Source organism: Sphingomonas sp. Leaf30 (assembly GCF_001422525.1).
Lineage (GTDB): Bacteria > Pseudomonadota > Alphaproteobacteria > Sphingomonadales > Sphingomonadaceae > Sphingomonas > Sphingomonas aerolata.
Window position 1 is genome coordinate 123,290 of sequence record NZ_LMKZ01000018.1, and the last position, 25,267, is coordinate 148,556.

The 25,267-nt window shown below is 67.8% G+C and carries 26 protein-coding genes; 20 read left to right on the top strand and 6 right to left on the bottom strand.

Annotated features, from left to right (window positions below):
- Positions 1–62 precede the first annotated feature (62 nt).
- Complete coding sequence (locus ASE89_RS14320) at positions 63–1,148, bottom strand: DUF3667 domain-containing protein (RefSeq protein WP_056679052.1); 1,086 nt, start codon at positions 1,146–1,148, stop codon at positions 63–65.
- 62 nt (positions 1,149–1,210) lie between these two features.
- Here ASE89_RS14320 and ASE89_RS14325 point away from each other — a divergent pair, with 62 nt between their 5' ends.
- The 9 genes from ASE89_RS14325 to ASE89_RS14365 all read left to right on the top strand — a co-directional run bounded on the left by ASE89_RS14325 (position 1,211) and on the right by ASE89_RS14365 (position 8,277).
- The gene (locus ASE89_RS14325; protein WP_056679055.1) at positions 1,211–2,485 is read left to right on the top strand and encodes a glutamate-5-semialdehyde dehydrogenase; all 1,275 of its coding nucleotides are present in this window, start codon (positions 1,211–1,213) and stop codon (positions 2,483–2,485) included.
- A gap of 33 nt (positions 2,486–2,518) precedes the next feature.
- The gene (locus ASE89_RS14330) at positions 2,519–3,121 is read left to right on the top strand and encodes a nicotinate-nucleotide adenylyltransferase (protein WP_031441652.1); all 603 of its coding nucleotides are present in this window, start codon (positions 2,519–2,521) and stop codon (positions 3,119–3,121) included.
- 13 nt (positions 3,122–3,134) lie between these two features.
- Entirely contained in the window at positions 3,135–3,548 is a 414-nt protein-coding gene (gene rsfS / locus ASE89_RS14335) for a ribosome silencing factor (RefSeq protein ID WP_031395980.1), read from the top strand.
- A 16-nt stretch (positions 3,549–3,564) separates the two neighbouring features.
- Complete coding sequence (locus ASE89_RS14340; RefSeq protein ID WP_031395979.1) at positions 3,565–3,987, top strand: 23S rRNA (pseudouridine(1915)-N(3))-methyltransferase RlmH; 423 nt, start codon at positions 3,565–3,567, stop codon at positions 3,985–3,987.
- Between the two features lie 2 nt (positions 3,988–3,989).
- Positions 3,990–5,177 (top strand): murein hydrolase activator EnvC family protein, encoded by a 1,188-nt coding sequence (locus ASE89_RS14345; protein ID WP_236701808.1) that lies wholly within the window; start codon positions 3,990–3,992, stop codon positions 5,175–5,177.
- Between the two features lie 112 nt (positions 5,178–5,289).
- A complete protein-coding gene (locus ASE89_RS14350) occupies positions 5,290–6,624 on the top strand; it encodes a S41 family peptidase (RefSeq protein WP_056679059.1) in 1,335 nt (444 codons plus the stop codon).
- Between the two features lie 20 nt (positions 6,625–6,644).
- Positions 6,645–7,127, top strand: coding sequence for a disulfide bond formation protein B (locus tag ASE89_RS14355; protein ID WP_031395676.1), 483 nt, complete (start codon positions 6,645–6,647; stop codon positions 7,125–7,127).
- Entirely contained in the window at positions 7,124–7,696 is a 573-nt protein-coding gene (locus ASE89_RS14360; RefSeq protein WP_042466726.1) for a demethoxyubiquinone hydroxylase family protein, read from the top strand. The genes ASE89_RS14355 and ASE89_RS14360 overlap by 4 nt, the downstream gene beginning before the upstream one ends.
- A 113-nt stretch (positions 7,697–7,809) precedes the next feature.
- Entirely contained in the window at positions 7,810–8,277 is a 468-nt protein-coding gene (locus tag ASE89_RS14365; RefSeq protein WP_056679061.1) for a hypothetical protein, read from the top strand.
- Between the two features lie 64 nt (positions 8,278–8,341).
- Here ASE89_RS14365 and ASE89_RS14370 read toward each other — a convergent pair whose 3' ends face one another.
- Complete coding sequence (locus tag ASE89_RS14370) at positions 8,342–8,974, bottom strand: DedA family protein (RefSeq protein ID WP_056679064.1); 633 nt, start codon at positions 8,972–8,974, stop codon at positions 8,342–8,344.
- Between the two features lie 53 nt (positions 8,975–9,027).
- Positions 9,028–10,428, bottom strand: coding sequence for a UdgX family uracil-DNA binding protein (locus tag ASE89_RS14375; protein ID WP_056679067.1), 1,401 nt, complete (start codon positions 10,426–10,428; stop codon positions 9,028–9,030).
- A gap of 83 nt (positions 10,429–10,511) precedes the next feature.
- On the opposite strand from ASE89_RS14375, the gene ASE89_RS14380 reads away from it, so the two are divergent.
- The 6 genes from ASE89_RS14380 to ASE89_RS14405 all read left to right on the top strand — a co-directional run bounded on the left by ASE89_RS14380 (position 10,512) and on the right by ASE89_RS14405 (position 18,996).
- Positions 10,512–11,360 (top strand): shikimate 5-dehydrogenase, encoded by an 849-nt coding sequence (locus ASE89_RS14380; RefSeq protein ID WP_082451705.1) that lies wholly within the window; start codon positions 10,512–10,514, stop codon positions 11,358–11,360.
- A 113-nt stretch (positions 11,361–11,473) separates the two neighbouring features.
- A complete protein-coding gene (locus ASE89_RS14385; RefSeq protein ID WP_056680652.1) occupies positions 11,474–12,589 on the top strand; it encodes an extracellular catalytic domain type 1 short-chain-length polyhydroxyalkanoate depolymerase in 1,116 nt (371 codons plus the stop codon).
- A 158-nt stretch (positions 12,590–12,747) separates the two neighbouring features.
- Complete coding sequence (locus ASE89_RS14390) at positions 12,748–15,597, top strand: M16 family metallopeptidase (RefSeq protein WP_056679073.1); 2,850 nt, start codon at positions 12,748–12,750, stop codon at positions 15,595–15,597.
- Positions 15,598–15,614: 17 nt separating this feature from the next.
- Positions 15,615–15,914, top strand: a complete 300-nt coding sequence (locus ASE89_RS14395; RefSeq protein WP_031439525.1) for a hypothetical protein — start codon at positions 15,615–15,617, stop codon at positions 15,912–15,914.
- 80 nt (positions 15,915–15,994) lie between these two features.
- Positions 15,995–17,815 (top strand): DUF885 domain-containing protein, encoded by a 1,821-nt coding sequence (locus tag ASE89_RS14400; protein ID WP_056679076.1) that lies wholly within the window; start codon positions 15,995–15,997, stop codon positions 17,813–17,815.
- A gap of 98 nt (positions 17,816–17,913) precedes the next feature.
- Complete coding sequence (locus tag ASE89_RS14405; protein ID WP_056679079.1) at positions 17,914–18,996, top strand: glycosyltransferase family 2 protein; 1,083 nt, start codon at positions 17,914–17,916, stop codon at positions 18,994–18,996.
- On the opposite strand, the gene ASE89_RS14410 is transcribed toward ASE89_RS14405, so the two are convergent.
- The 3 genes from ASE89_RS14410 to ykgO all read right to left on the bottom strand — a co-directional run bounded on the left by ASE89_RS14410 (position 18,993) and on the right by ykgO (position 20,741).
- Positions 18,993–19,688 carry a murein L,D-transpeptidase catalytic domain family protein gene (locus ASE89_RS14410; protein ID WP_031439528.1) on the bottom strand — a complete coding sequence of 232 codons (696 nt, stop codon included), beginning with the start codon at positions 19,686–19,688 and terminating at the stop codon, positions 18,993–18,995. The two genes, ASE89_RS14405 and ASE89_RS14410, sit on opposite strands and share 4 nt — an antisense overlap.
- Before the next feature lie 287 nt (positions 19,689–19,975).
- Positions 19,976–20,611: an HAD-IA family hydrolase gene (locus ASE89_RS14415; RefSeq protein WP_056680655.1), complete on the bottom strand. Its 636-nt coding sequence runs from the start codon at positions 20,609–20,611 to the stop codon at positions 19,976–19,978.
- Between the two features lie 4 nt (positions 20,612–20,615).
- A complete protein-coding gene (ykgO, locus tag ASE89_RS14420; RefSeq protein ID WP_003046794.1) occupies positions 20,616–20,741 on the bottom strand; it encodes a type B 50S ribosomal protein L36 in 126 nt (41 codons plus the stop codon).
- Between the two features lie 157 nt (positions 20,742–20,898).
- On the opposite strand from ykgO, the gene ASE89_RS20550 reads away from it, so the two are divergent.
- From ASE89_RS20550 to ASE89_RS14445, 5 genes are all read left to right on the top strand, one after another.
- The gene (locus ASE89_RS20550; protein WP_031395071.1) at positions 20,899–21,513 is read left to right on the top strand and encodes a hypothetical protein; all 615 of its coding nucleotides are present in this window, start codon (positions 20,899–20,901) and stop codon (positions 21,511–21,513) included.
- Positions 21,514–21,524: 11 nt separating this feature from the next.
- Positions 21,525–22,664: a M14 family metallopeptidase gene (locus ASE89_RS14430; protein WP_056679082.1), complete on the top strand. Its 1,140-nt coding sequence runs from the start codon at positions 21,525–21,527 to the stop codon at positions 22,662–22,664.
- Between the two features lie 91 nt (positions 22,665–22,755).
- Positions 22,756–23,442 (top strand): 2,3-diphosphoglycerate-dependent phosphoglycerate mutase, encoded by a 687-nt coding sequence (gene gpmA / locus ASE89_RS14435; RefSeq protein ID WP_056679085.1) that lies wholly within the window; start codon positions 22,756–22,758, stop codon positions 23,440–23,442.
- Between the two features lie 278 nt (positions 23,443–23,720).
- Positions 23,721–24,176 (top strand): 5-(carboxyamino)imidazole ribonucleotide mutase, encoded by a 456-nt coding sequence (purE, locus tag ASE89_RS14440; RefSeq protein ID WP_056679088.1) that lies wholly within the window; start codon positions 23,721–23,723, stop codon positions 24,174–24,176.
- Positions 24,177–24,187: 11 nt separating this feature from the next.
- A complete protein-coding gene (locus ASE89_RS14445; protein WP_056679091.1) occupies positions 24,188–25,255 on the top strand; it encodes a 5-(carboxyamino)imidazole ribonucleotide synthase in 1,068 nt (355 codons plus the stop codon).
- The last annotated feature ends 12 nt before the right edge of the window (positions 25,256–25,267 follow it).

Consider the following 25,267-nt stretch of genomic DNA (forward strand, 5'->3'; position numbering starts at 1 on the left):
GGTGAGCCGGACGCGGGGAGGGGCTCGTCGAGGCGAAGCGAAGCAACTGCTGGCGGCTAGGTCTACTCCGTCAGGCCGTGCAGCAGGATCAGCACCACAAACGCGATCAGCACGGTGAACGCGAAGGTGAGCAGCGCGACGGTGCGCCATCCCGCCGAAACCTTGCCGAGCGCATAGGCACCACGGAGCTGCGCGAACATGTGGACCGGCGGGACGAGCAACGCCGCCATCACGATCCACCCGCTCGCCAGCCCCGCCATGCCGCCGAGCATCAGCGCGATCACCAGCAGCATCATGAACGCCAGCGAATAGGTCACGAAGATCGCGTGGTCGTATAGATGGTGCTTGCGGCGCCACAGGAACAGCAGCGCCATGAACGGCACCGAGAGCGGGATCAGCCCCCAGCTATATTTATACGCGCTCGACTGGAGCTTGTAGATCATCAGGCCGGGATTGGCGTTCGCCTTGGCGATGCCTTGGTCGAGCAGTGGCCAGCCAGTCTTCTTCACGTCGGTGAAGGTGAAGTCGTTCGTGTCGCGTTCCGTCGTGCCGCTAGCGCTCGTCAGCGCGCGGATGCTGCCGCGCAGGACGAGTGCCTGCGTATCGAGATCGGTGGTCGATTGACCCGCGCGCACCGCGACCGCGCGCGCACGTTCGACGCGGGCAAGCTCGCCACGGGCCTCGCCCAGACCGCGCGCGAGTTCGGCGCGGTCGCGCGTCGTGGGGGCGGCGATCTGCTCGGTTATCTCGCCACCGACCACGCCGATCGTCGCGAACATTAGGAAGACGGTGAACAGGAACAGCGCGAGCGGCGAGACGAACCGCGCGCGCTCGCCATTGACGTAGCGCCGGGTGAGCGTGCCGGGATGCAGGATGAGCAGCGGCAGCGTGCGCCAGATCTTGCCCTCGAAATGGAACACGCCATGCGCAATCTCATGCCCGATCGCGCCGAGCGACCGGTGGACATGCGCGGCCTGACCACAGGCATGGCAGTGCGCGCCGATCAGCGCGGTGCCGCAATTGAGACAGAGCGCGCCCGTTGCATGCGCCCTGCCGATTGCGGTCGATTCGCCCGCACATGGTTCGAACGCGCGTCCGACCAATGCCCCCGTGGCGATGTCCGCCGCTGCCCCCATGTCCCCGTTCATAACGCAAGCGTAACGCAGCCCGGGCGTTGGCGCGAGTCGGTTTGGCGTGATAGTCGGATGGCATGACCGACCTTCCCGACGCCGAGACGCACTCTGAAACCCTGATCGCCGACATGGGCGCGCGCGCGCGCGTCGCATCAGGCGTGCTCGCGGCGCTGCCGACTCCGCGCAAGGCCGCGGCGCTGGTGTCTGCGGCGGCGGCGCTGCGCGACGCAGCGGCGGCGATCGAGGCGGCGAACCGTGAGGATATGGCGCGCGCGGCCGCCGCGGGGCTGTCGGGGGCGCTGCTCGATCGGTTGCGGCTCGATCCCGGGCGGATCGCGGCGATGGCGGACGGCGTCGCCGCGGTCGCCGCGCTGGCCGATCCGGTCGGCCAGATCATGGATTCGCGCGCACGTCCCAATGGCCTCGTCCTCAGCCGGGTTCGCGTACCGATCGGCGTGATCGGGATCATCTATGAAAGCCGGCCGAACGTGACCGCCGACGCCGCCGCGTTGTGTGTAATGGCAGGCAATGCCGCGATCCTGCGCGGCGGATCGGAAGCCGTCGCGAGCAATCGCGCGATCCACGCCGCGTTGATCGAGGGCCTCGCCGCGGGCGGGGTCCCTGCGGACGCGGTGCAGCTGGTCCCGACCACCGACCGCGCAGCGGTGGGGGCGATGCTCACGGCGGACGGCGCGATCGACCTGATCATCCCGCGCGGCGGCAAGAGCCTCGTCGCGCGCGTCCAGGCCGAGGCGCGCGTGCCGGTGCTCGCGCATCTCGACGGGATCAATCATGTCTATGTCGATGCATCCGCCGATCCCGCGATGGCGGCGGCGGTGGTGGTCGATGCGAAGATGCGCCGGACCGGCATTTGCGGCGCGATGGAGACGCTGCTGATCGACCGCGATTATGCGGGGGCGGCGGTGCTGATCGAGCGGCTGGCGGCGACGGGATGCGTCGTGCGTGGCGATCCGGACGCGTGCGCGCTGGTCCCCGGGATCGCGCCGGCGGACGCGGCGGACTGGGATACCGAATATCTCGACGCGATCGCCTCGGTCGCGATGGTCGATGGGCTGGACGGTGCGGTCGCGCATATCGCGCGGCACGGGTCGCACCATACCGATGCGATCGTCGCGGCCGATGCGGATGTCGCCGAGCGGTTTCTCGCGCAGGTCGACAGCGCGATCGTGCTGTGGAACGCCTCGACCCAGTTTGCCGATGGCGGCGAATTCGGGCTGGGTGCGGAGATCGGCATTGCCACCGGGCGGCTCCACGCGCGCGGCCCGGTCGCACTGGAGGGGCTGACGACCTACAAGTGGATCGGGCGTGGCACGGGGCAGGTGCGCGGGTGAGGTGTCGGGCCGATCGGCGTCGCGCGTGACGCCATGACCCGCGTCGGCATTCTCGGCGGATCGTTCAACCCGGCGCACCGGGGGCACCGCGCGATCACGCTGTCGGCGATCGAGGCGCTCGCGCTCGACGAGGCGTGGTGGCTCGTCTCGCCGGGCAATCCGCTGAAAGAGGCGGCGCGCGACATGGCGCCGCTGTCCGCGCGGCTCGCCTCGGCGCGACGGATGGCGCGGCGCGCGCCGATCCGCGCCACCGATATCGAGACCCGGCTCCACACCCGCTACACGCTCGACACGATCCGCAAGCTCAGGCGGCGCCATCCGAAGATCCGCTTCATCTGGCTGATGGGTGCGGACAATCTCGCCGACTTCCACCGGTGGAAGAACTGGCGCGCGATCGCCCGCGAGGTTCCGATTGCGGTAATCGCTCGGCCGGGATATGACGGGCGCGCCCTCGCGGCCCCCGCGATGGGTTGGCTGCGGCGCTTCCAACGGCGCACAGACCATGCGAAGAGCTGGACGACGTGGAGATTGCCGGCCCTTGTGCTGTTGCGCTTCCGACCCGACCCGACCTCCGCAACCGGCCTGCGCGCCGAAAATCCCGACTGGTTCCAGCATGTTGCCGGGCCGGTAACCTGACCCAGGAGCTGACTTGGCCACTTCCCCTACTGCCCCTCGCGCGACCGACCCCGAAGAGGTTGAGGCGCTGCATCGCCTGATCCTCGCGTCGCTCGACGACGACCAGGCGGTCGAGACCATCTCGATCCCGCTCGCGGGCAAGACGAGCATCGCCGATTACATGGTGATCGCCAGCGGCCGTTCGACCCGCCAGGTCGCCTCGATGGCACAGAAGCTGGCCGAGCGTATCAAGGCCGAGTTCAAGCGTCCGGTGAAGATCGAGGGGCTGCCGACCGCGGACTGGGTCCTGATCGACGCCACCGACATCATCGTCCACCTGTTCCGCCCCGAAGTCCGCAGCTTCTACAATCTGGAGCGGATGTGGGCGTTCGGCGATGCGCCGACGCCGCCGACTGCTCCGTTCGCCGACCTGTCCGACCAAGACTGACCCGGGTGCGCGGGCGATGCTGCTGCATATCGTCGCCCGTGGCCGGATCGGGCGATCGCCCGAAGCCGAACTCGTCGATCGCTATCTGAAGCGGATCGCCTGGCCGACCAAGGTGTCCGAGCTTCCCGACACGGGGGGGCGGATTCCCCCGGTCGGCGACCAGACCCGGCGGATCCTGCTCGATGAAAAGGGCGACGTGCTGTCGTCGATGGCGTTCGCGCGCGTGCTCGAGCGGTGGCGTGACGACGGCGTGCGCGAGGCCCGGTTCATGATCGGTGCGGCCGACGGCTTCGACGACGCCGCGCGCGACGAGGCCGACCTGCTGGTCTCCTTCGGCCGCGCGACCTGGCCGCATCTGCTTGCGCGGGCGATGCTCGCCGAACAGCTCTTCCGCGCGACGAGCATCCTGGCCAACCACCCGTATCACCGCGAAGGCTGATCGTGCGGATCACCGCGTCATCGCGCCTGTCATCGGCGGTGCTGTTGCTGTTCGCGGCAGTCGCCCTTGGTCTTGCCGCCACCCCGCGCGCGAGTGCGGCGGCGACACCGCAGCAGCGACTGATCGAGGCGAGACGCGGCGCGCGGATCGCGGCGATACGCGCCGAGCGTCTGGCCGCCGCCGCGTCGCAGGAGCGCGATGCGGCCGAGCGCGCCAAGGCCGAGGCGCGCGCGATGGCCGCAAGGATCGACGCGACCCGCGCCGATATCGCCGCCGCGCGAATCCGCCTCGCAATCCTCGAACAGCTGCTCACCGAACAGCGCGCGGCCCTGGCCGTCGTCCAGTCACCGATCGCGCGGTTGCTGGCGGCGCTGCAATCGCTCGCGCGGCGGCCGACGATCGTCGCGGTCGCGCAGCCCGGATCGGTCGACGATCTGGTTCATGTCCGCGCGGTTCTGGGCACCGCCCTGCCCGCGGTCCGGCTGCGGGCCGACGCGGTGCGCACCGCGCTCCGGCGGACCCGGCGCCTGCAGGCGGGCGCAGCGCAGGCGGCGCGCGCGCTGCGTGACGGACGGATCCGTCTCGAGACGCAACGCGTCGCGCTCGCCAAACTCGAAGCGACGCATCGCCGTCGCAGCCAGGCACTGGGGCGCGGCGCGATCGGCGAATCCGATCGCGCGATCGCGCTGGGCGAGCGCGCGCGCGAGCTCGTCGACAGCCTCGCCGAGTCGGGCAGTGCGGACGCGACCGCGCTCGACCTGGCGGCGCTGGCGGGGCCGGTGCCGCGCCCGCTTGCCCCCGGCAGCGTCCCCGCAGCCCGTGTCCGCGGTGCCTATCGCCTGCCCGTACGCGGCCGGCTCGTCACCGGCTTCGACGCGGTGTCCGATGTGGGCGTGCGATCGCGCGGCCTGACCTTCGCAGTCGCGCCGGACACGCGCGTGGTCGCGCCGGCGGCGGGCATCGTCCGTTACGCCCGGGCGTTTCGCGGTTATGGCCGGATCGTGATCCTCGATCATGGCGATGGCTGGACGACGCTGTTGACCGGGCTTGCCGACACCGGGGTGAAACCGGGCGTCCGCGTCGCCGCCGGATCGCGGATCGGCACCGCGCCGGGGGGCGGGGATCCGCTGATCACGGTCGAGCTTCGGCGGCGCGGGCGACCCGTCGACGCGGCCGCATTGATCGGCTAATCAACCAAGAACCGGTCGGGCGTCCATTCGCCAGACTGCGAAGACCGTCGCGGCTTTGCTCCGCGCGCACTATACCGCTACGCTGTGCCTTCCCCCGGTTTCAGGACCTTAGATGCCACGTCCGATCCTTACCGCTACCGCCATCCTCGGCGCGCTGACCCTCGTGCCGCTGGCCACCTCGGCGATGGCGGCGGTCGATACCGACACGTATCGCGAGTTCGACCAGTTTCTCGACGTCTTCAACCGCGTGAAGGCGGAATATGTCGACAAGGTCGATGACAAGACGCTGATCAAGGGCGCGATCCAGGGGATGCTCGCAAGCCTCGACCCGCATTCGAGCTATGTCGATGCGCTGGATTACGAGAATCTGCGGATCATGACCGAGGGCAATTATGGCGGCCTCGGCCTGACGGTGCAGATGGAGGACGGCGCGATCAAGGTCGTTACCCCGCAGGAAGACTCGCCCGCCGCGCGCGCGGGCGTCAAGTCGGGCGATTACATCACGCATATCAACGGCAAGCTCATCTACGGCGATTCGCTCGACGAGGCGGTCGCACAGATGCGCGGCAAGCCCGGCAGCAAGATCACGCTCGGGCTCGTCCGGCCGGGCCGCGACAAGCCGCTCGACGTGTCGATGCTGCGCGAGATCATCGTCCAGAAGCCGGTGAAATGGGAAGTCCGCGGCGATGTCGGTTATATCAACATCAACACCTTCAGCGAGAATACCGGCGCTGACACGCGCGCGGCGATCATGGCGATCGACAAGTCGCTGGGGCACCGTCCGCTCGGCTATGTCGTCGATCTGCGGCAGAATGGCGGGGGTCTGCTGACCCAGGCGATCGCGGTCAGCGACGCGTTCCTGGATCATGGCGAGATCGTGTCGCAGCGCGGCCGCGAGAAGACGGATATCGAGCGCTACTACGCCAAGCCCGGCGACGACGCGCATGGCCTGCCGGTCGTCGTGCTGACCGATCCGGGGACCGCGTCGGCCTCCGAGATCGTCGCCGGCGCGCTGCAGGACCACCACCGCGCGCTGATCATGGGCGAACGCACCTTCGGAAAGGGATCGGTCCAGACCGTGCTCCAGCTCGGCCCCGAGACCGCGCTGCGCCTGACGACCGCGCGCTACTTCACGCCGTCCGGCCGGTCGGTCCAGGAGGGCGGGATTGAACCCGATATCCGCGTGCCGCAGATCAGCGACCCCGATCACAAGGCGCGCCCCGTCTTCCGTGAGGCCGACCTGCGTCGTCACCTGATCAACGAGGTGAAGGCCGACAATGCGGTGCTCGAGGAAGATACCAAGGACGATCCGCGCTTCTTGGCGACGCCAGAGGCGCTGAAGAAGCAGGGGGTCGAGGACTTCCAGCTTTATTATGCGCTGAAGACGGTCGCCCGGCTAGGCGGCGCCGCACAGGTCGCCGCCGCAACCAAGGCACCCGTCAAGTGAGCGTACGCCGCGGGCTGGGGATGACGAAGAACGAGGAGATCGCCCGGTCGATCGCGCTCGTGCTGCCGCTGCTGCTGTTGCTGGGGGCGCTCGGGTCGCAATATCTGGGCGGGCTCTATCCGTGCGAGATGTGCCACTGGCAGCGCTGGCCGCATTATTCGGCGGTGTTGCTCGCGGCGGCGACGTTCGTGGTGCCGCAGCGCTCGCTGCGCGCCTCGCTGGTGCTCGTCGCGGCGTTGCTGATCGGGATCAGCGGCGCGATCGGGCTGTTCCATGCCGGGGTCGAATATCACTGGTGGAACGGCATCACCGCCTGCACCACGACGGTGTCAATGGCGGGCACGACGCCGGCCGAACGGCTCGCCGCGATCATGAACGCGCCGATGGTGCGCTGTGATTCGGCGCAGTGGTCGCTGGCGGGGATTTCGCTCGCCGGGTTCAACGCGATCTTTTCCCTGGGCGGCGCGATCACCATCTTCGTGCTGATGAGGAAGACACGATGACCACCGCGACCCCGATCCCGACCGTCCCGCGCGGCACCGGCTGGAAGCCGGGCGATCGCAAGCACCCGAGCGAGGCGATGGTCCGCGTCGACCAGGCCGGCGAATATGGCGCGATCCGCATCTATGCGGGGCAGCTGGCGGTGCTGGGCGACCGGCATCCGTCGTCGCGTCTGATCCATCACATGGCGCAGCAGGAGGAGCGTCACCGCGCGTTCTTCGACCGGATGATCGTCGAGCGGCGTGTGCGGCCGACCGTGCTGCAGCCGATCTGGAAGGTCGCGGGCTTCGCGCTCGGCGCGGTCACGGCCGCGATCAGCCCGCGTGCCGCGATGGCCTGCACTGCGGCGGTCGAGACCGAGATCGACAAGCATTATGCCGAGCAGCTTGTCGCGCTGGGCGACAGCGATCCCGAACTGAGCGCGGCGATCCTCGATTTCCAGGCCGAGGAGCTGGAGCACAAGGCGACCGCGATCGCTGCCGGGGCGGAAGAAACCCCCGGCTATCCGGTGATGAGCGCGCTGATCCGGCTGGGGTGCAAGGTCGCGATCGCGACCGCGAAACGGATCTGACCGCGGCGCGGGCCGTTGAGATTGAAATGCGTGGCGTTGCGGCGTTCAGCCTAGGGCCAGCGACGATCGCCGATCCTGTCGGCCAACAGATACGGATTATGGGAGTGGTGCGTATGAGGATGATGATGGCGGCGGCCTTGCTGGTCGCCGGCCCAGTGGCGGCACAGACGGTGACGTCGGGTGCGGCAATCCCGGCAAAGCCCGGTGCCCCCGCAGCCAAGCCCGCCTCCGCGCCGGGTGAGGTGTCGCGCAGCGCGCCGGTCAACGGCGTGCTCACGCTGTTCGGCAACGAGCGCTGCCCGACCAATGCACAGGGCGAGGAAATCGTCATCTGCGTGCGTCGCAGCGCGCGGGAGCAATATCGCGTCCCCAAGGAATTGCGCGAATTCGCCGTGACGCCCGAAAATGAGAGCTGGGCGGCCAAAGCGCAGGGCACGCTCGGCACCGGTGTTGGTGCGAACAGCATCGGCAGCTGCTCGACCGTCGGCCCTGGCGGCGCAACCGGATGCTTCGGCCAGCGCGTCCGCGAAGCGCGCCGCGAAAACAAGGAGCGCGCAGCCGAGGTGCCCATTCTCCCCTAGGCTGCCGCGACCGGTTTGCGCGCAGACGGCTGACGACGATCTGCGCGCTTGCCCGGCGTCGTGGTTACGGGTGACGCTTCAGCCCGCGGACGCGGTGCCAGATATAGAAGCCGACCAGTGCGATCAGGACGATGCCGATCAGCAGGTCCGCGCTGTGGAAGGCGGCCTTCACGCGCGGATCGCTGTCCCATTTGTCGCCGAGCTTCATGCCGACCCAGGCAAGCCCGAAGCACCACGGCCACGAGCCGATGAAGGTATAGAGGTGGAAGGGCACGAGCTTCATCCGCGCGACACCCGCCGGAAAGGCGATGAACGATCGGATGACGGGGAGCAGACGCCCGATCAGCACCGCCATGCTGCCCCAGCGCGCGAAGAACCGGTCTGCTGCATCGAGCTCGCCCGGGCCGACCAGGACATAGCGACCCCAGCGCTCGGCCATTGGTCGACCGCCACGCTTGCCGACCTCATAGGCGACGATCGAGCCGAGATTGCACCCGATCGCGCCCGCGGTGGCGGCGAGATACAGGTCGAACCGGCCGGTCGACACCAGATAGCCGGCGAACGGCATGATGATCTCGGATGGAAGCGGAATACACGCGCTTTCGATCGCCATGAGGATCGCGATGCCAACATAGCCGCCGGACGAGATCACCCAGATCGTGAAGGTGGCCAGCACGGCCAGAATCTTTTCGAACATGGCGCGGGGATTTGCGCGATGCGGCGCGCGAAGGGAAGGGCCAATCGGTTCGCCTAGACCAGCCGCGCGCCGGCCATACGCAGATCCTCGACGAATCGCGCATATTCCTCGTCGGCCTGAACCTTGTCCGGCAGGCGCAGCAGGTAACTGGGATGGACGGTGATCCATGCCTCGCCGCCGCCGGGGAGCTGCAGCGCGCGGCCGCGTTCCTTGCCGATCGTCATCACCTTGCCGAACAGTGATCGCGCTGCGGTGGCGCCGAGCGCGACCGTCACCTTGGGCGCGACGAGCATCTGCTCCTGCTCGATCCACCACCGGCAGGCTTCGATCTCGCCGGCGCCGGGCTTGGCGTGGATGCGCCGCTTGCCGCGCTGCTCGAACTTGAAATGCTTGACCGCGTTGGTGACATAGGCGCGGCTGCGGTCGAGTCCCGCCTCCGCCATCGCGCGATCGAACATCTGACCGGCGGGGCCGACGAACGGCCGCCCGCCAAGATCCTCCTGGTCGCCTGGCTGTTCGCCGACGAACATCAGCGGCGCGTCGATCGGTCCCTCGCCGAACACGGTCTGGGTCGCGGGCTTGTAAAGCGGGCAGCGGGTGCAGCCCGCGGCCTCGTCGCGCAGCGCCTCCCAGGCGATCATGCTGTTGCCGCCGACGACGTCGCGGGCGCGCTCGATCATGCCGCTCTCGCGCGCCTGTGCGGTGGCGATCATGCCGGGGACGAGATCGGTTTCGGGCATGTTCTTCCAGTATTTGCGGGGCATTTCCTTCAACATCGCGCCGATCTTGACGCGCGCGGGGTTGAAGGTGCTGGCGTAATAGGTCTTCCAGACCTCTTCGGTCGGATCGCCCTCGGGTGCGTCGGTCTTCTTGGCGCCCGGTCCTTCGCTGAGCATCGTCCCGTCCCAGTGGATCGAGACGTCGGGGGTCAGGATCGACCAGCGCATGCTCGCGAAGCGATTGACGAAGAAGGCGGCGTTGGCGCGGACGATGTGGTGATCGGGTTCGAACCAGGCGACGAACCGGGTTTCACCCTCTTCCTCGATCTCGCGGAAGCGCAGGAACGCGCGCATCTTGTGGATGTCGCGGCGGACATCCTTCGCAATCCGGTCAAGCCGTCGCACGAGCGGATCGGCCCGATCCTCGATCAGCTTGGGTTCGCGGCGCAGGCGGTGGAGCAGCGTGTAGAGCAACGCGAACCGCTCCGGATCGCTGCCGAGAATGACGCTGCGGGCGAGATCGAGGAACGCGCGCGGGACCGAGACGGTCGCGGAGGCAGCCCGCGGGGCGGATGCTGCAGGAGGATCCGATGGCACCGTCCCGAACAGGTCGGCGGGGGCACTGCCGACCTGCCACACCACGTCGTCGGGTGGCACGTCATCAGCCAGCAGGCCGCGCGCTGCATCGCGCCAGCCATCGAAATCGTCCGGTTCGGCAAGGGTCACGACACGCATCGCCGGTTCTACGCCGGGTAGCGGCGCTTGTTCCGCCGCGCTTGCGTCTCGACCCCGGCGGATTGCCGTCCTATTTTATGGCGATGACCCAACAGACCTCAATTCCGGAACCCTCTCGTCCGCCGATCGGGCGCGACACGCGATTGTGCATGTCGCTGTCGGCGCGGCCGGGCAATTTCGGGACCCGGTTCCATAACCGGCTCTATGTGCTCACCGGGCTCGACTATGTCTACAAGGCGTTCTCGACCGGCGACCTGGAGGGCGCGGTGCGCGGTATCCGGGCGCTCGACATCCGCGGCTGCGCGATCTCGATGCCGTTCAAGGAGGCGGTGATCGCGCTGCTCGATGGACTCGCGCCCTCGGCTGCGGCGATCGACAGCGTCAACACGATCGTGAACGACGATGGCGTGCTGACCGGGCACAACACGGATTATGCCGCGGTCGCGGCGCTGATCGCGGATATCGACCCGGCAACGCGGTTCGTGCTGCGCGGGTCGGGCGGGATGGCGAAGGCGGTCGCCGCGGCATTGCGCGACACGGGGTTTCGCAACGGCGTGATCGTCGCGCGCAACGAATCCGCCGGGCGTGCGCTCGCCGATCTCTATGGCTTCGCATGGGCCGCGGATCTTCACACGGAAGAGCAGGCGGACCTGCTGATCAACGTCACGCCGATGGGGATGACGGGAGCCGATGCGGATGCGCTCGCCTTTCCGCCGGCGATGATCGCGACGAGCGCCATTGCGTTCGACGTCGTGCAATATCCCCCGGAAACGCCGTTCCTGCGCGCCGCAGCGGCGGCGGGGAAACGCTGCATCACCGGCACCGAGGTCGCGATCCTTCAGGCGCTCGAACAGTTCGTGCTCTACACCGGCGTCCGCCCGACCGACGCCCAGGTCGCCGACGCCGCCGCCTTCGCGCGGTCGCACGGCTAAGGTCTGGCAGCGATTTACCCTTGTGATCGGGCAGGGGCGGCACGAGATATGCTGCACTGCACCATTCACGGGGCCGGACGTCAAGGCGTCGGGCGCGCATGACGGGACGATCGATGGCCAGGCTTTCGGAAACACTCGCGCAACTGGCGCAGGCGCAACGCGCCGCGGCGGCGCGCTTCGCCGAGCAGCCAGAGAACGAGGACTCACGCCTGCGCCCGCTCGAATCATTCGGCGCGAATCCCGGCGCGTTGCGTGCGTCGACCTATGTGCCCGAGGCGACGTCCGACCGGCGGATGCCGCTGGTCGTCGTTCTCCATGGCTGCACGCAGACCGCCACGGGGTATGACCGGGGGGCAGGCTGGTCCGATCTTGCCGACCGGCACGGGTTCGCCGTGCTCTATCCCGAGCAGCAGCGCGCGAATAACGGCAATCTCTGCTTCAACTGGTTCGACGCCGAGGACATTCGCCGCGGTGGCGGTGAGGCGCAGTCGATCCGGTCGATGATCGCGACGATGGTCCGCGACGTCGCGATCGATCCCGACCGCATCTATGTGACGGGATTGTCGGCCGGCGGCGCGATGGCTGGCGTAATGCTCGCCACCTATCCCGAGCTGTTCGCTGCCGGGGCAATCATTGCGGGGCTTCCCTATGGCACCGCGACCTCGATGTCGCAGGCGCTCGACCGGATGCGCGGGCGGGGCCTGCCCGCCGATCCCGCGCTGGCCGCGCTGGTCGACGGCGCGGCGCCGGCCGGCGGACGCGTGCCGCGCGTCTCGGTCTGGCACGGCGATGCCGATGCGACCGTGGTGCCCGCCAATGCCGATGCGATCGTCGCACAGTGGCGCGGCGTGCACGGGCTCGCCTACGCACCCGACGAGGTCGAACAGGTTGAAGGCCATGCCCATCGCCTCTGGCGCGACGCGCAGGGCCGTGCCGCGGTCGAGGAGTATCGGATCCGCGGGCTGGGCCATGGCACACCGCTGGCCACGACGGGCGCCGACGGCCTCGGCCAGCCGGGTCCGCACATGCTGGAGGCGGGGATCTCGTCGACGTTGCACAGCGCCGCGTTCTTCGGGCTGATCGAGCGCCCATCGGCGCGCGCGGCGGCGACCCGCGCGAAGCCGAAGCCCGCATCGCCGCGTCCGCACCCATGGAGCCACAGTCCGGGCCGATCGCAGGTCGGCGACATGATCAACGGTGCGCTCCGCGCTGCGGGGCTGCTGCGCTAGCCACGGGAGCGGATCCGGCAATGGTACGGGCGGGCGGCGCAGGTCGTGACGCCAAGGATCGATCGAGATCCACGCCAACCGCGAAGGCGGCAGCTTGCGGGGCGGCAATCCACTGTTATACCTTGGTATAACAGTCGTCGTATCCCGGGGGAAAATCCATGTCGTTGAAGCTCTTGGCCCTAGCTGGCGTCGCCACCGCCGCGCTTGTCGCGCCGGTTGGCGCGCAGGTCGCAAAGCCTGCACCGGTCGCCACGCTCGTCACCTCGGTCGATATTCCCTATCAGCAGTTCACGCTGAAGAACGGGTTGCGCGTGATCGTGCACACCGACCGCAAGGCGCCGGTCGTCGCGGTGTCGGTCTGGTATGACGTCGGGTCGAAGCACGAGCCGCAGGGCCGCACGGGCTTTGCGCATCTGTTCGAGCATCTGATGTTCAACGGCAGCGAGAATGCGCCGGGCGATTTCTTCGCGCCGCTGAAGGAGGTCGGGGCGACCGACTTTAACGGCACGACCTCGTTCGACCGGACCAACTATTTCGAGACGGTCCCCGCCGCTGCGCTCGAGCGCGCGCTGTTCCTCGAGAGCGACCGGATGGGGCATCTGACCGGCGCGATCACGCAGGGCGTGCTCGACGAGCAGCGCGGCGTCGTCCAGAACGAGAAGCGCCAGGGCGACAACCAGCCATACGGCCTCGTCCAGTACAAGCTGTTCGGCGGGCTGTTCCCCGCGGACACGCCCTATGGCCACACCCCGATCGGGTCGATGGCGGATCTCGACCGCGCCAGCCTTGCCGATGTGAAGGACTGGTTCCGCTCGCATTACGGCCCCAACAATGCGGTGCTGGTGCTCGCGGGCGATGTCGATGCGGCGACCGCAAAGCCGCTGGTCGAGAAATATTTCGGCGATATCAAGACGGGCCCCAAGTCGGTCCTGCCGACCGTCACCGTGCCGACGCTCGCCGCGCCGGTGAACGAGGTGATGAAGGACCGTGTCGCCGCGGTGATGATCACCAAGAACTGGGCGGTGCCGGGGATGCTCGATCCCGATGCCGCGGCGCTCGACGTCGGCGGTACGGTGCTGGGCGGGCTCGCCTCGTCGCGGCTCGACAATGCGCTGGTCCGCAAGGAGAAACTCGCGGTCAATGTGTCCGCCGGCTATAGCGACATGGCGCAGATCGGCATGTTCACGATCCGCGCGATCGTGCGGCCGGGCGTCGACCCCGCAGTCGTGTCGAAGCGGCTAGACGAGATCCTTGCCGACTTCCTGAAGACCGGACCGACCGCGGACGAGATCCAGCGCGTCCAGACCCAGGCGGTTGCTGGACGAATCCGCGGCTATGAATCGGTCGGCGGGTTCGGCGGCAAGGCGGTCGCGCTGGCGGGCGGCGCGCTTTATGCGAACGACCCGGGCCACTACAAGAAAGAGCTGGCGGCGATCGCGGCGCAGACGCCGGCGAGCGTCAAGGCCGCCGCGACGCGCTGGCTGACGCGCCCCGCCTACACGCTGACCGTGGTCGACGGCGAGCGCGACAAATATGAGGAGGCGGTCGTACCGCCTGCGGTCGCGGTGAAGCCCGCGGCCGAGACGCCGGTCAAGGGCACGCGCGCCGGCGGTATCCCCGCGGTCGGCACGCTGACCGGGCTTGCCTTCCCTGCGGTAGAGCGTGCGCGGCTGTCGAACGGGATCGAGCTTGTCTATGCGCGACGCGATGCGGTGCCGATCACGCAGGCGGTACTGAGCTTCGACGCGGGCTATGCCGCCGATGTCGCGGACAAGCTCGGCACGCAGCAGCTGACGCTGAGCGTGATGGACGAGGGGACGCGGACGCTCGACGGGATCGCGCTGGCCGAGGCGCGCGAGCGGCTGGGCGCGTCGATCGGGACGGGCACCTCGCTCGACCGGACGACGCTGTCGATGAGCGTGCCGAGCGCAAACTTGACGCCCGCGGTCGCGCTGTTCGCGGATATCGCGCGCAATCCGGCCTTCGCGGACGAGGAGGTCGGCCGGGTCCGCAACCAGCAGCTGGCCGGCATCCAGCAGGAACTGACCAGTCCGCAGGGCCTGGGCAACCGCGTGATCGGCAAGCTGATCAACGGAGACACCCCTTACGGCAAGGCGATGGGCGGTGGTGATCCGAAGGCGGTCGCCGCGCTGACGCGCGCGGACCTGGTCGCGTTCCAGCAGGCGTGGCTGCGCCCCGACAAGGCGAAGATCTTCGTCGTCAGCGACCGCCCGCTCGCCGAGGTCAGGGCGGTGCTCGACCGCGGGTTCGGCGACTGGACGGCGCAGGGGCCGGCGGGCGTCAAGAGCTTCCCGACGACGCGCACCCCGCTGACGCCGAAGATCGTGCTGGTCGACCGGCCGAACAGCCCGCAATCGCTGATCCTCGCGGGCCAGCGGACCGGGTTGAAGGGCAGCGACGACATGCTGGTGTTCAACACCGCGAACGATGCGCTGGGCGGCAGCTTCCTCAGCCGGATCAACATGGACCTGCGCGAGGAGAAGCACTGGTCCTATGGCGCGGGCGGGCGGTTCCAGACGGCCGCGTTCGATGCGCCCTATGGCATTTCGGCCGGGGTGCAGGCGGACAAGACCGGCCCGTCGATCACCGCGCTGCAACAGGACGTGACGCAGTTCGTGACGACCAAGCCGATGACCCAGACCGAATTCGGGCTGGCGATCGACGGCGGGATTCGCGCGTTGCCCGGCAGCTTCGAGACGTCGGGCGCGGTGCTCGGCGCGATGCAGCAGAATGATTTGTTGAAGCGCCCCGACGATTATTACGCGACGATCACGCGACGCTACGGCGCGCTGACCCTGCCGCAGCTGAACACCGCGATCGCGGGGGTGATCGACGTGAAGAAATTCACCTGGGTGGTCGTCGGCGATGCCAAGACGGTCAAGCCGCAGCTTGACAGCCTGGGGTTGCCGGTCGAGGTCGTGAGCGCGGCTTCGGTCGCGGGGCTGCCGGTGGTTCCGGTGACGCCGCTTGCGGCCAAGGCCAAGTAATCGAAGGAGAGAATAGCATGGCAAATGTCGATGGCAGCTGGGATTGCGTCGTGAAGTCGCCGCTTGGCGATCAAAAGATGACGCTGACCGTGAACAGCGCGGACACCAGCTTTTCGGGCGCGGTGTCGGGTGCGATGGGCGGCATGGATGTGACCGGCGAGGTCGATGGCGACACGCTGAGCTGGAAGCAGGCGATGACCGTGCCGATGCCGATGACGCTCGACTGCAAGGCGACCGTCGATGGCGACACGATGACCGGTACCGTCGGTGCGGGCGCATTTGGCAGCTTCCCGCTGTCGGGAACGCGCACCGCTTGATCGCCTCTGGCATCATGACGTGACGAAGAACGGCCCGTCTTCCCGGTGGAAGGCGGGCCGTTTGCATTTCGGAGAGTGGGATGAGTTTGAAGATCCATCGCCGCGCGGTGCTTGCGGGCACGATGCTGGGCGGCGCGGCGTCGCTGGTACCGGCGCTCGCGCAGGCAGCCGAGACGCCCGCGACGCCGCTGTCGCGGCTGTTCGACCAGCTCGTCCAGGCGCAGTTGCGGCGCAGTCCCGAGAGTGCGACCTCGCTCGGGCTCGATACCGGCGCCAACGCCGATCTGCGCGCGAAGCTGTCGGACCAGTCGGCGGCAGGAATCGCCGCGGCGAAGGTGCAGACCAGGGCCGAGCTGGCGCAGCTTGCAGCGATCGACCGCGCCGGGCTGTCGCCGGCGGAGCGGATCGACCTCGACTGCGTGGTCTATACGCGGCGGTCGGCGGCGGCGGTGCAGGCGTTCGATTTCGGCGGCACGTCCTATGGCCCCAGCCCCTATGTCGTGTCGCAGCTGTCGGGTGCGTATCAGTCTGTGCCCGATTTCCTCGACACCAAGCACCGGATCGAGACGAAGGGCGATGCCGACGCCTATCTGCAGCGGCTCCAGGCGTTTGCCGGACAGATTGACGCGAACACCGCGCGCATGCGGCATGACGCGGGCGTCGGCGTCGTCGCCCCCGACTTCATCCTCGACCTCGCGCTCGACCAGATGACCAAGACGCGCCAGCCCGCGAGCGAAGCGCTGGTCGTGCAGGGTCTCGTCCGGCGCGCGGCGGCCAAGGGGCTGGGCGAAAGCTATGGCCGCGATGCCGCGCGGATCTATGACGCGGCGGTGCTGCCCGCGCTCGACCGGCAGATTGCGGTGACGCGCGACCTCCGCCGGACGGCCACGCATGATGCCGGCGTGTGGAAGCTGAAGGAGGGCGCCGCCTTCTATCCTGCAGCGTTGCACGCAACGACGACGACCAATCTGTCGCCCGACGAAGTGCACAGGTTCGGGCTCGACCAGGCGAAGATGCTGTCGGCGCAACTCGATACGCTGTTGCGCAAACAGGGGTACAGCAAGGGGAGCATTGGTGCGCGGATGGCGGCGCTCTACAAGAATCCCGACCAGCTCTATCCCAACACCGATGCGGGCAAGCGCGAGGCGATCGCCTATTGCAACGACCGGCTCGCGGCGATCCGCGCGAAGCTGCCCAGCGTGTTCGAGCGGATGCCGCCTTACGGGTTCGAGGTGCGGCGCGTGCCTGCGCAGACCGAAGCCGGTGCCGCCGCGGCGTTCGCACAGCCACCGGCGATCGACGGCTCGCGGCCGGGACTGGTCTATTTCAACCTGAAGGACAGCGCCGACTGGCCCAAATTCTGCCTCGCGACGACGGTCTATCACGAGGGTCTGCCGGGGCATCAGATGGAGAGCGGGCTTGCGCTGTCGAACACGCGGCTGCCGCTGATCCGCAAGATGACGAGCTTTTCGGGCTATGGCGAGGGCTGGGCGCTCTATGCCGAACAGCTTGCGGACGAGATCGGTATGTATGACGACGATCCGCTCGGGCAGCTCGGCTATCTGAAATTCCAGCTGTTCCGCGCGAACCGCTGCGTCGTTGATACGGGCATCCACCACCTGCGCTGGACCCGCGAACAGGCGATCCGCCATTTCATCGACGCGGAAGGCGAGGCGGAGGGCTTCGCGACGCGCGAGGTCGAGCGCTATTGCGTCAACCCGGGCCAAGCGGCGAGCTACAAGCTTGGCCATTCGGTGTTCGTCGATATCCGCGAGCGCGCCAAGGCGAAGATGGGCACGGCGTTCGACCTCAAGGCCTATCATGCGGCGGTGCTCGCTTATGGGCGCGTGCCGCTCGATATGCTGCGCGAGATCGGCGATGCCTGGATCGCGAAGGGCTGAGCGAGGGGCGCGCTGAGCGGCGGGCCGCGTAACTCTAAGTAATCGCCCGTTAAAGCCTGCCCGTGCAAGGGGAGGGGGATGCCGAGCGCTCCCCCTCGATGACGCATGCCGTCCTCCCAAGGCCCGATCCGGTCATCAGCGTCGTCATGCCGGTGTATAATGGCGCAGCCTTGTTGCCCGCCACGCTCGATAGCCTCGCCGCGCAGTCTTTCACCGATTTCGAAGTGATCGTCGTCGACGACTGCTCGACCGATGCGACCCGCGCCTGCGTTGCGGGCTGGTCCGATCCGCGCGTCAGGCTGGTGACTATGCCGGTCAATGGCGGCCCCGTGCTGGCGCGCAACGCCGGGGTCGCTGCAGCGCGCGGCCGCTATATCGCCGCGCTTGATGCCGATGATCTGTGTCGCCCCGACCGCTTCGCCCGTCAGGTCGCGTATTTGGAGGCGAACCCGGCGACCGTGCTGCTCGGGACGGCGGCGGACCTGCTGGTCGACGGCGTCATCAGGCCGTCCGAGCATGCCGCGATCACCACACCCATGCTCATCGACTGGCTGACAGGAATCGAGAACCCGCTGATCTGGTCATCGGTCATGATCCGGGGCAACGCGGCGCGGCGGCTCGATCCGTTCATGCGGCCCGAGCGGCTCTATGCGGAGGATTTCGACCTGTATCAGCGGATCCGCCGGTTCGGTGCGATCGCACGCCTCGACGAGCCGCTGATGGTGTACCGCGTGCACGCGGGCGGGGTGTCGAAGCGGTTCACCGAGCGGATGGAAACCGTGGCCGCGGCGATTCTGGCCGAGCGGCATGCGGATCTGTTCGGCGAACAGGTGGACCGGATCGCGGCGCTGATCGTGGCGCACATCCTGGCACGGCGCGCGGTGCGCGATCGTGCTGCGTTGACGACGCTGGGCAGCGCACTGGGGGCGATCCAGGCCGAGTTTCTCGCACGGCATCACTGTTCGGGGGAGGATCGCCGGCTGATCCGATGGGAAACCGCGCGGCGCTGGCGCGGTGTCGGGCGGGCCGGCCTGCGCGCGGGGACTTTGGGGGTCGCCGACCTGCTTGCCGCACGGCCGGCGCATCTCGGGCTCGGCTATGCCGGGCTGCCCGCGCTGTTATGGTCCGGGGCGATCGGCGGCGTACGCCGCGCGATGCACCAACCGGCGCGCGCGTCTTAGACCTTGGCGGCGAAGATCATCCGACCCTGACCCAAGCGTGCAAACACCTGGTCTAGGTCCTTCTCGCCGACCGCAAAGCAGCCCTGGCTGCGGCCGAGCATGCCGTGCGACGCGATCATGTCCTTGTTCGCATACCACGCCGAATGGACGACGATCGCCCGACCGAGTGCGTTGTTGTTGGTGCGATCGAGCCCGATCAGCCGCTGCGACCGACCATGTTTGCCGACATAATAATCGTCGGTCACGAAGGCGCCTTCCGACGACGCATTCGAGCCGAACGCGTTCGAGAAACGCTCGAGATAGCCGGTATGCGCCGGGTCCGAACCGCTGCCGTGCGACACGAGCAGCGACGTGCTGCGGCCGCTGGCGAGGTCGACGAAGTGGAACCGCGGCTGCGACGACGACGCGGTGAAGTCGGCGATCGCGATCCGGTCATGATGCGGGATCCGGCTGCCGTTGCGACCCAGCGCGGCCATCGCCTGGCGCAGCAATTCAGGGCGCACGACGCGCGACGACGAAATCGGCATCGCCGGCGAACGCGGCAATGGTGGCTGAGTCATCGGCTTCAAATCGCGTGCCGTAAGACGTTGCGTTGCAGATACCGCACTCGGAACTGCAAGTGCACCGGCCAATACAAGACCGTTCTTTAGAATGGCACGACGATCTCGCCGTGCGCCCTGTTCATCGTACATCGAAATTCCCGAAAAACCCCAATCCCGTGACCCTCTCTATAGCGTAGAAATGATGAACATTCCTCAACCATTTCCACCAGTTGTCGTGATGTTCCTTCTGTCCGCCCCGGGAAGGAGGCGGTTCGTCGTAGGCGTGTGCGCGGCGAGGTGACTCTCCGGCTGGCCAGCGGCGTCGGAGCGGGTTGCCATATCAGGCGACACGATCGGTCCTGACGTGGCACATCCGATGCGCGGTCTTCGGGCGCTTCTATGGGAAGTACGGGCGCGCATCGTCGTGCGCGCACGGTTCAGCGCGGGGGCGTTTCGCCCGTAGCGGCAATTGGCAGGCCGAGTTCGACGAGTCGCGAGCGGAAGCTGGCGGCATCGGTAAAGAGCACCGATTCGATCCCGAGCGCGCGTGCGGCGGCGATATTGGCCGCATTGTCGTCGACGAACACCGTCTCGTCCGCACGCACACCGAATCGATCGAGCGCGAGCCGATAGATGGCGGGGTCGGGCTTCACGATCTTCTCGTCGCCCGACACGACGATGTCGCGGAAGCGGTCGAACATCGCCGATTCGCGCGCGCGAAACGGCGGCCAGAATTCGTGGCTGAAATTCGTGATCGCGAACAGCGGTACGTCGGCTGCGTCGAGATCGCGGACGAGTTCGTGCATCCCCGCAATCGCCGGGCCGATACTCTCGTTGAAGCGCGGGCCCCAGACGGCGATCAGGTCGGCATGCTGCGGATGCAACGCGGCCAGCTCCGCCGAGGTGTCGGCGAAGTCGCGGCCAGCATCATGCTGGAAATGCCAGTCGATCGTGACGACATCGCGCAGGAACGCGTCGAGCGCCCGATCGTCATCGATCAGGCGCTCGTACAGGATCCGGGGATCCCAATCGTACAGGACACGACCGACGTCAAAAATGACGCTGGTCTTCAGGGGTTTAGCCCTGGCGTGCCTTGAAGCGACGGTTGGTCTTGTTGATGACGTAGGTACGGCCACGACGACGGATCACGCGGTTATCGCGGTGACGATCCTTGAGCGACTTCAGGGAATTGCGGATCTTCATGATCGATTCGCTTCTTTTCAAATCTAGGTGTGCGGAAAGACGGGATCGCCTAATGGCGGGGTGTGTCCAAGTCAAGCAACAGACGCACTCGTTCCGGCCGGGAACCCTCCCGGCTGGTCCAAGCGTTGCTGTAGCGCAACATTCTAAGGAAGTCCCGATGGCGGTTCGTTCGATCATGGTTCTCGCGCTGGCGGGCGCATCCCTCACAGCCTGCGCGACCGGTCCGTCGCTGCCGCCGACCGAGGTCTTGCGCTATCACCTCGGCGAGCCACTCGACCGCGGCACGATCGCGGTCCAGCCGTTGACCGCGGGCGCGCCTGCGAGCCTCGAGTTCAAGAGCTATGCCGCCGCCGTGCAGGGCCAGCTGATCAAGGTCGGGTACAACCCGCCCGCGCCGGGTGCCAAGCCGATGCTGATCGCGACCGTCGCCTTTACGCGCACCACGCAGGCAGGGCCGCCCAAGCGGTCGCCGTTCAGCGTCGGGATCGGCGGTGGTGGCTTCAGCGGCGGCCGGGGCGGCGGCGGTGTGGGGCTTGGCGGCGGGGTCGGCTTCCCGATTGGTGGGGGCGGCCGCGACGCGATCCTGGTCACCGAAATGGCGGTGACGATCAAGCGGTCGCTCGACCAGTCGCCGGTCTGGGAGGGGCGCGCGCAGACCTTCGCCGACGCGAGGAAGCCCGATGCGACGAGCCAGATCCAGGCCGAAAAGCTCGCCAGCGCGCTGTTCGCGGGGTTCCCCGGCGAGTCCGGTCGCACTATCCAGGTGAAATGAACGATCGCCCAATGACCGCCACCGCCGCCACCACCCCTCTCGCCATCAACGCCGCCTTCGATGGCGGTAATATCCGTCTCGTGCGGGTCGATGGCGACCGGATCGACCTGGAAATCGTCAAGGACCGCGACTCCGACTATTTCCAGTGGTTCTACTTCCGCGTGGCGGGGGCGGCGGGCCGGACGCTGACCTACCGGATCCTGAATGCCGGTCGTTCAGCCTATCCGTTCGGCTGGCCCGGCTACAAGGCGCGCGCGAGCACCGATCGTCAGGGGTGGCGGATGATCGAGACGCGCTACGCCGATGGCGTGCTCGAATTCGATTTCACCGCCGGGACCGACCTCGCCTGGTTCGCCTATTTCGCGCCGTACACGATGGAGATGCATGCGGCGCTGGTCGCGCGGACCGCCCTGCTGCCGGGCGTCACGCACCGCGAGCTTGGCCAGTCGCTCGACGGGCAGGCGATCGATGCCTTCACGATCGGCACCGGCCCCAAGCAGGTGTGGATCTATGGTCGCCAGCATCCCGGCGAATCGATGACCGAATGGTGGATGGAAGGGGCGCTGGAGCGGCTGACCGATTCCGCCGATCCGGTTACCGCGACGCTTTTGGAAAAGGCGACGTTCCACGTCGTACCGAACATGAACCCCGACGGCACGTACCGCGGGCATCTGCGCACCAATGCAGCCGGTGTGAACCTAAACCGCGAATGGGCGACGCCGAGCGCGGAAAAAAGCCCCGAAGTCTTGTGTGTACGCAACGCGATGGACGTGACCGGCGTCGACGTCGCGATGGACATTCATGGCGACGAGGCGATCCCGGCGAACTTCATCGCGGGCTATGAGGGCATCCCGTCCTGGACCGATGCGCATGGCGAGAAATTCTACGATTATGGTCGCCGTCTCGCGGCGCACACGCCCGATTTCCAGACCGAGAAGGGCTATCCCAAATCCGCACCCGGCACCGCCAACCTGTCGATGTCGACCAACCAGCTTGCCGAGCGCTTCGGCGCGGTGTCGATGACGCTCGAGATGCCGTTCAAGGATCATGACGCAAATCCTGATGCCGAATATGGCTGGTCGCCGGAACGGTCGAAGCGGCTGGCGCATGCCATGCTCGAGACGCTCGCGGATGTAATCGACGCAATCTGATCCCTAACCGTCAGCCTGACTTTCATCAGGATGACGGTTAGGGGGCGATCGCCGCATTTCCATTTCGTCCCTCGCCATTGCAGGAGCCCGCATGCCCAAACTCGTCCTGATCCGCCACGGCCAGTCCAGCTGGAACCTTGAAAACCGTTTCACCGGCTGGTGGGACGTCGACATGACCGCCAAGGGCGAGGCCGAGGCCAAGGCGGCAGGCGAGCTGATGGCGGCCAAGGGTCTCGATTTCGACCAGACCTTTGTCAGCCTGCAGACGCGCGCGATCAAGACGCTGAACATCGCGCTCGAGGCGATGGGGCGGCTCTGGCTGCCGGTCGAGAAGGACTGGCGGCTGAACGAGCGGCATTATGGCGGGCTCACCGGGCTCGACAAGGCCGAGACCGCCGCCAAGCACGGCGACGCGCAGGTCCATATCTGGCGCCGCAGCTTCGACGTGCCGCCGCCGCCGCTCGAGGATGGCAGTGAGTTCGACCTGTCGAAGGATCGGCGTTACGACGGTATCACCATTCCGAAGGCCGAGAGCCTGAAGGACACGATCGATCGCGTGCTGCCCTATTGGGACACGCGGATCGCGCCTGCGCTCAAGGACGGGCAGCGCGTGCTGATCTCGGCACACGGCAATTCGCTGCGCGCGCTGGTCAAGCACCTGTCCAACATCCCGGACGACGAGATCACGAGCCTCGAGATCCCGACGGGTCAGCCGATCGTGTACGATCTGGACGCGAACCTAAATGCGACCGATCGTTACTATCTGAGCGAGCGGTAAGCCTTTCTTCTCGAATTACCCACGCCGGTGAGATGCGCCACCCCGGCGAAGGCCGGGGCCCAGTTGGAAAGGTAGCAGTAACGGGGCGCCGTGCTTCGACGACGGCATCCCCCAACTGGACCCCGGCCTCCGCCGGGGAGTGCGGTCGGAAATGGCGGCAATCGCGTTTGCCGGTCGATCCGTACGATGCCACCAACAGCGTTGCCCTCGTCCCCCCGCGTCGCTAGGCACGGCGCTTCCTGAAGCGGGGGGCGAAATTGGCTCTAGTCGGCATCATCATGGGTAGCACCTCCGACTGGGAGACGATGCGCCACACCGCCGAGACGCTCGATGCGCTCGGTGTCGCGTACGAGACCAGGGTCGTCTCCGCGCATCGTACTCCGCAGCGGCTCTATGACTATGCGACGAACGCCGCCGATCGGGGGCTGAAGGTCGTGATCGCCGGCGCGGGCGGCGCGGCGCATCTGCCCGGCATGGCGGCCGCGATGACGCATCTGCCGGTGCTCGGCGTGCCGGTCGAATCCAAGGCGCTGAAGGGCATGGATAGCCTGCTGTCGATCGTCCAGATGCCGGGCGGCATCCCGGTGGGCACGCTGGCGATCGGCAAGCCCGGCGCGATCAACGCCGGGCTGCTCGCCGCGGCGATCCTCGCGACCGCCGACGACGCGCTGGCCGAGCGGCTGAAAGCCTGGCGCGCCGCGCAGACCGATTCCGTCGCCACCAACCCAGCCTGAAAGACGCCGACATGACGCCGCTTCCCCCCGGATCGACCATTGGTATCCTTGGCGGAGGTCAGCTCGGCCGGATGCTTGCCAGCGCCGCGGCGCAGCTCGGCTATCACACGCATGTGCTCGCTCCCGACCAGGAGAGCGTCGCCGCGCAGTCCGCCTCGACGATGACGCGCGCCGATTATCACAACCGGATCGTGCTCGCCGATTTCGCCGACGCCTGCGACGTGGTCACCTACGAATTCGAGAATATCGCGGTCGAGCCGGTCGAATGGCTCGCCGACCGCGTTCCCGTGCATCCGAGCCCGCGCGCCTTGCGGGTGGCGCAGGAGCGGATCGGCGAGAAGCGCTTCGTCGAGAGCGTCGGCGGCCGGCCCGCGAAATGGGCGGCGGTCGACAGCCTCGCGAGCCTGCGCGAGGGGCTGGCGCGGGTCGGGACGCCCGCGGTGCTCAAGACCGCGCGGTTCGGCTATGACGGTAAGGGGCAGGTGAAGATCGACGCGCCCGAGGGTGCACAGGACGCCTGGGATGCGATCGGCGGCCCCGCGGTGCTCGAGGCGTTCGTACCGTTCGAGCATGAATTCTCGATCCTGATCGCGCGCGGGCTGGATGGCAGCATCGTCCGCTACGCGCCGCCGCTCAACCTCCACCGCGATGCGATCCTGCGGCACTCCACGGTGCCCGCGCCCGCCGCCGTGCTGGCGCAGGCGGACGAGGCGGCGGCGCTCGCCGAGCGGATCGCGACCGAGCTCGACTATGTCGGCGTGCTGGCCTGCGAATTCTTCGTCGGCGCGGACGGGCCGGTGTTCAACGAGATGGCGCCGCGGGTGCATAATTCCGGCCACTGGACGATCGAGGGCGCCGAATGCTCGCAGTTCGAGAACCATATCCGCGCGATCTGCGGTTTGCCGCTCGGCGCGCCGACGCTGACCGGGCGCGAGGCGACGATGGAGAACCTGATCGGCAGTGACGTGGATCGCTGGCGGGATCTGCTCGCCGAACCGGGCGCGCATCTCCACCTCTACGGCAAGGGGACGGCGCGGCCCGGCCGCAAGATGGGTCACGTCACGCGGGTGCGGCGCTAGGCGCGGCACCCG

Bases quoted from the DNA above. Each gene is read 5' to 3' on its own strand.
- ASE89_RS14320 (WP_056679052.1), bottom strand. From the start codon at position 1,148: ATGAACGGGGACATGGGGGCAGCGGCGGACATCGCCACGGGGGCATTG.
- ASE89_RS14325 (WP_056679055.1), top strand. From the start codon at position 1,211: ATGACCGACCTTCCCGACGCCGAGACGCACTCTGAAACCCTGATCGCC.
- ASE89_RS14330 (WP_031441652.1), top strand. From the start codon at position 2,519: ATGACCCGCGTCGGCATTCTCGGCGGATCGTTCAACCCGGCGCACCGG.
- ASE89_RS14340 (WP_031395979.1), top strand. From the start codon at position 3,565: ATGCTGCTGCATATCGTCGCCCGTGGCCGGATCGGGCGATCGCCCGAA.
- ASE89_RS14350 (WP_056679059.1), top strand. From the start codon at position 5,290: ATGCCACGTCCGATCCTTACCGCTACCGCCATCCTCGGCGCGCTGACC.
- ASE89_RS14355 (WP_031395676.1), top strand. From the start codon at position 6,645: ATGACGAAGAACGAGGAGATCGCCCGGTCGATCGCGCTCGTGCTGCCG.
- ASE89_RS14360 (WP_042466726.1), top strand. From the start codon at position 7,124: ATGACCACCGCGACCCCGATCCCGACCGTCCCGCGCGGCACCGGCTGG.
- ASE89_RS14365 (WP_056679061.1), top strand. From the start codon at position 7,810: ATGAGGATGATGATGGCGGCGGCCTTGCTGGTCGCCGGCCCAGTGGCG.
- ASE89_RS14370 (WP_056679064.1), bottom strand. From the start codon at position 8,974: ATGTTCGAAAAGATTCTGGCCGTGCTGGCCACCTTCACGATCTGGGTG.
- ASE89_RS14375 (WP_056679067.1), bottom strand. From the start codon at position 10,428: ATGCGTGTCGTGACCCTTGCCGAACCGGACGATTTCGATGGCTGGCGC.
- ASE89_RS14380 (WP_082451705.1), top strand. From the start codon at position 10,512: ATGACCCAACAGACCTCAATTCCGGAACCCTCTCGTCCGCCGATCGGG.
- ASE89_RS14385 (WP_056680652.1), top strand. From the start codon at position 11,474: ATGGCCAGGCTTTCGGAAACACTCGCGCAACTGGCGCAGGCGCAACGC.
- ASE89_RS14390 (WP_056679073.1), top strand. From the start codon at position 12,748: ATGTCGTTGAAGCTCTTGGCCCTAGCTGGCGTCGCCACCGCCGCGCTT.
- ASE89_RS14395 (WP_031439525.1), top strand. From the start codon at position 15,615: ATGGCAAATGTCGATGGCAGCTGGGATTGCGTCGTGAAGTCGCCGCTT.
- ASE89_RS14400 (WP_056679076.1), top strand. From the start codon at position 15,995: ATGAGTTTGAAGATCCATCGCCGCGCGGTGCTTGCGGGCACGATGCTG.
- ASE89_RS14405 (WP_056679079.1), top strand. From the start codon at position 17,914: ATGACGCATGCCGTCCTCCCAAGGCCCGATCCGGTCATCAGCGTCGTC.
- ASE89_RS14410 (WP_031439528.1), bottom strand. From the start codon at position 19,688: ATGTACGATGAACAGGGCGCACGGCGAGATCGTCGTGCCATTCTAAAG.
- ykgO (WP_003046794.1), bottom strand. From the start codon at position 20,741: ATGAAGATCCGCAATTCCCTGAAGTCGCTCAAGGATCGTCACCGCGAT.
- ASE89_RS20550 (WP_031395071.1), top strand. From the start codon at position 20,899: ATGGCGGTTCGTTCGATCATGGTTCTCGCGCTGGCGGGCGCATCCCTC.
- ASE89_RS14430 (WP_056679082.1), top strand. From the start codon at position 21,525: ATGACCGCCACCGCCGCCACCACCCCTCTCGCCATCAACGCCGCCTTC.
- gpmA (WP_056679085.1), top strand. From the start codon at position 22,756: ATGCCCAAACTCGTCCTGATCCGCCACGGCCAGTCCAGCTGGAACCTT.
- purE (WP_056679088.1), top strand. From the start codon at position 23,721: ATGGGTAGCACCTCCGACTGGGAGACGATGCGCCACACCGCCGAGACG.
- ASE89_RS14445 (WP_056679091.1), top strand. From the start codon at position 24,188: ATGACGCCGCTTCCCCCCGGATCGACCATTGGTATCCTTGGCGGAGGT.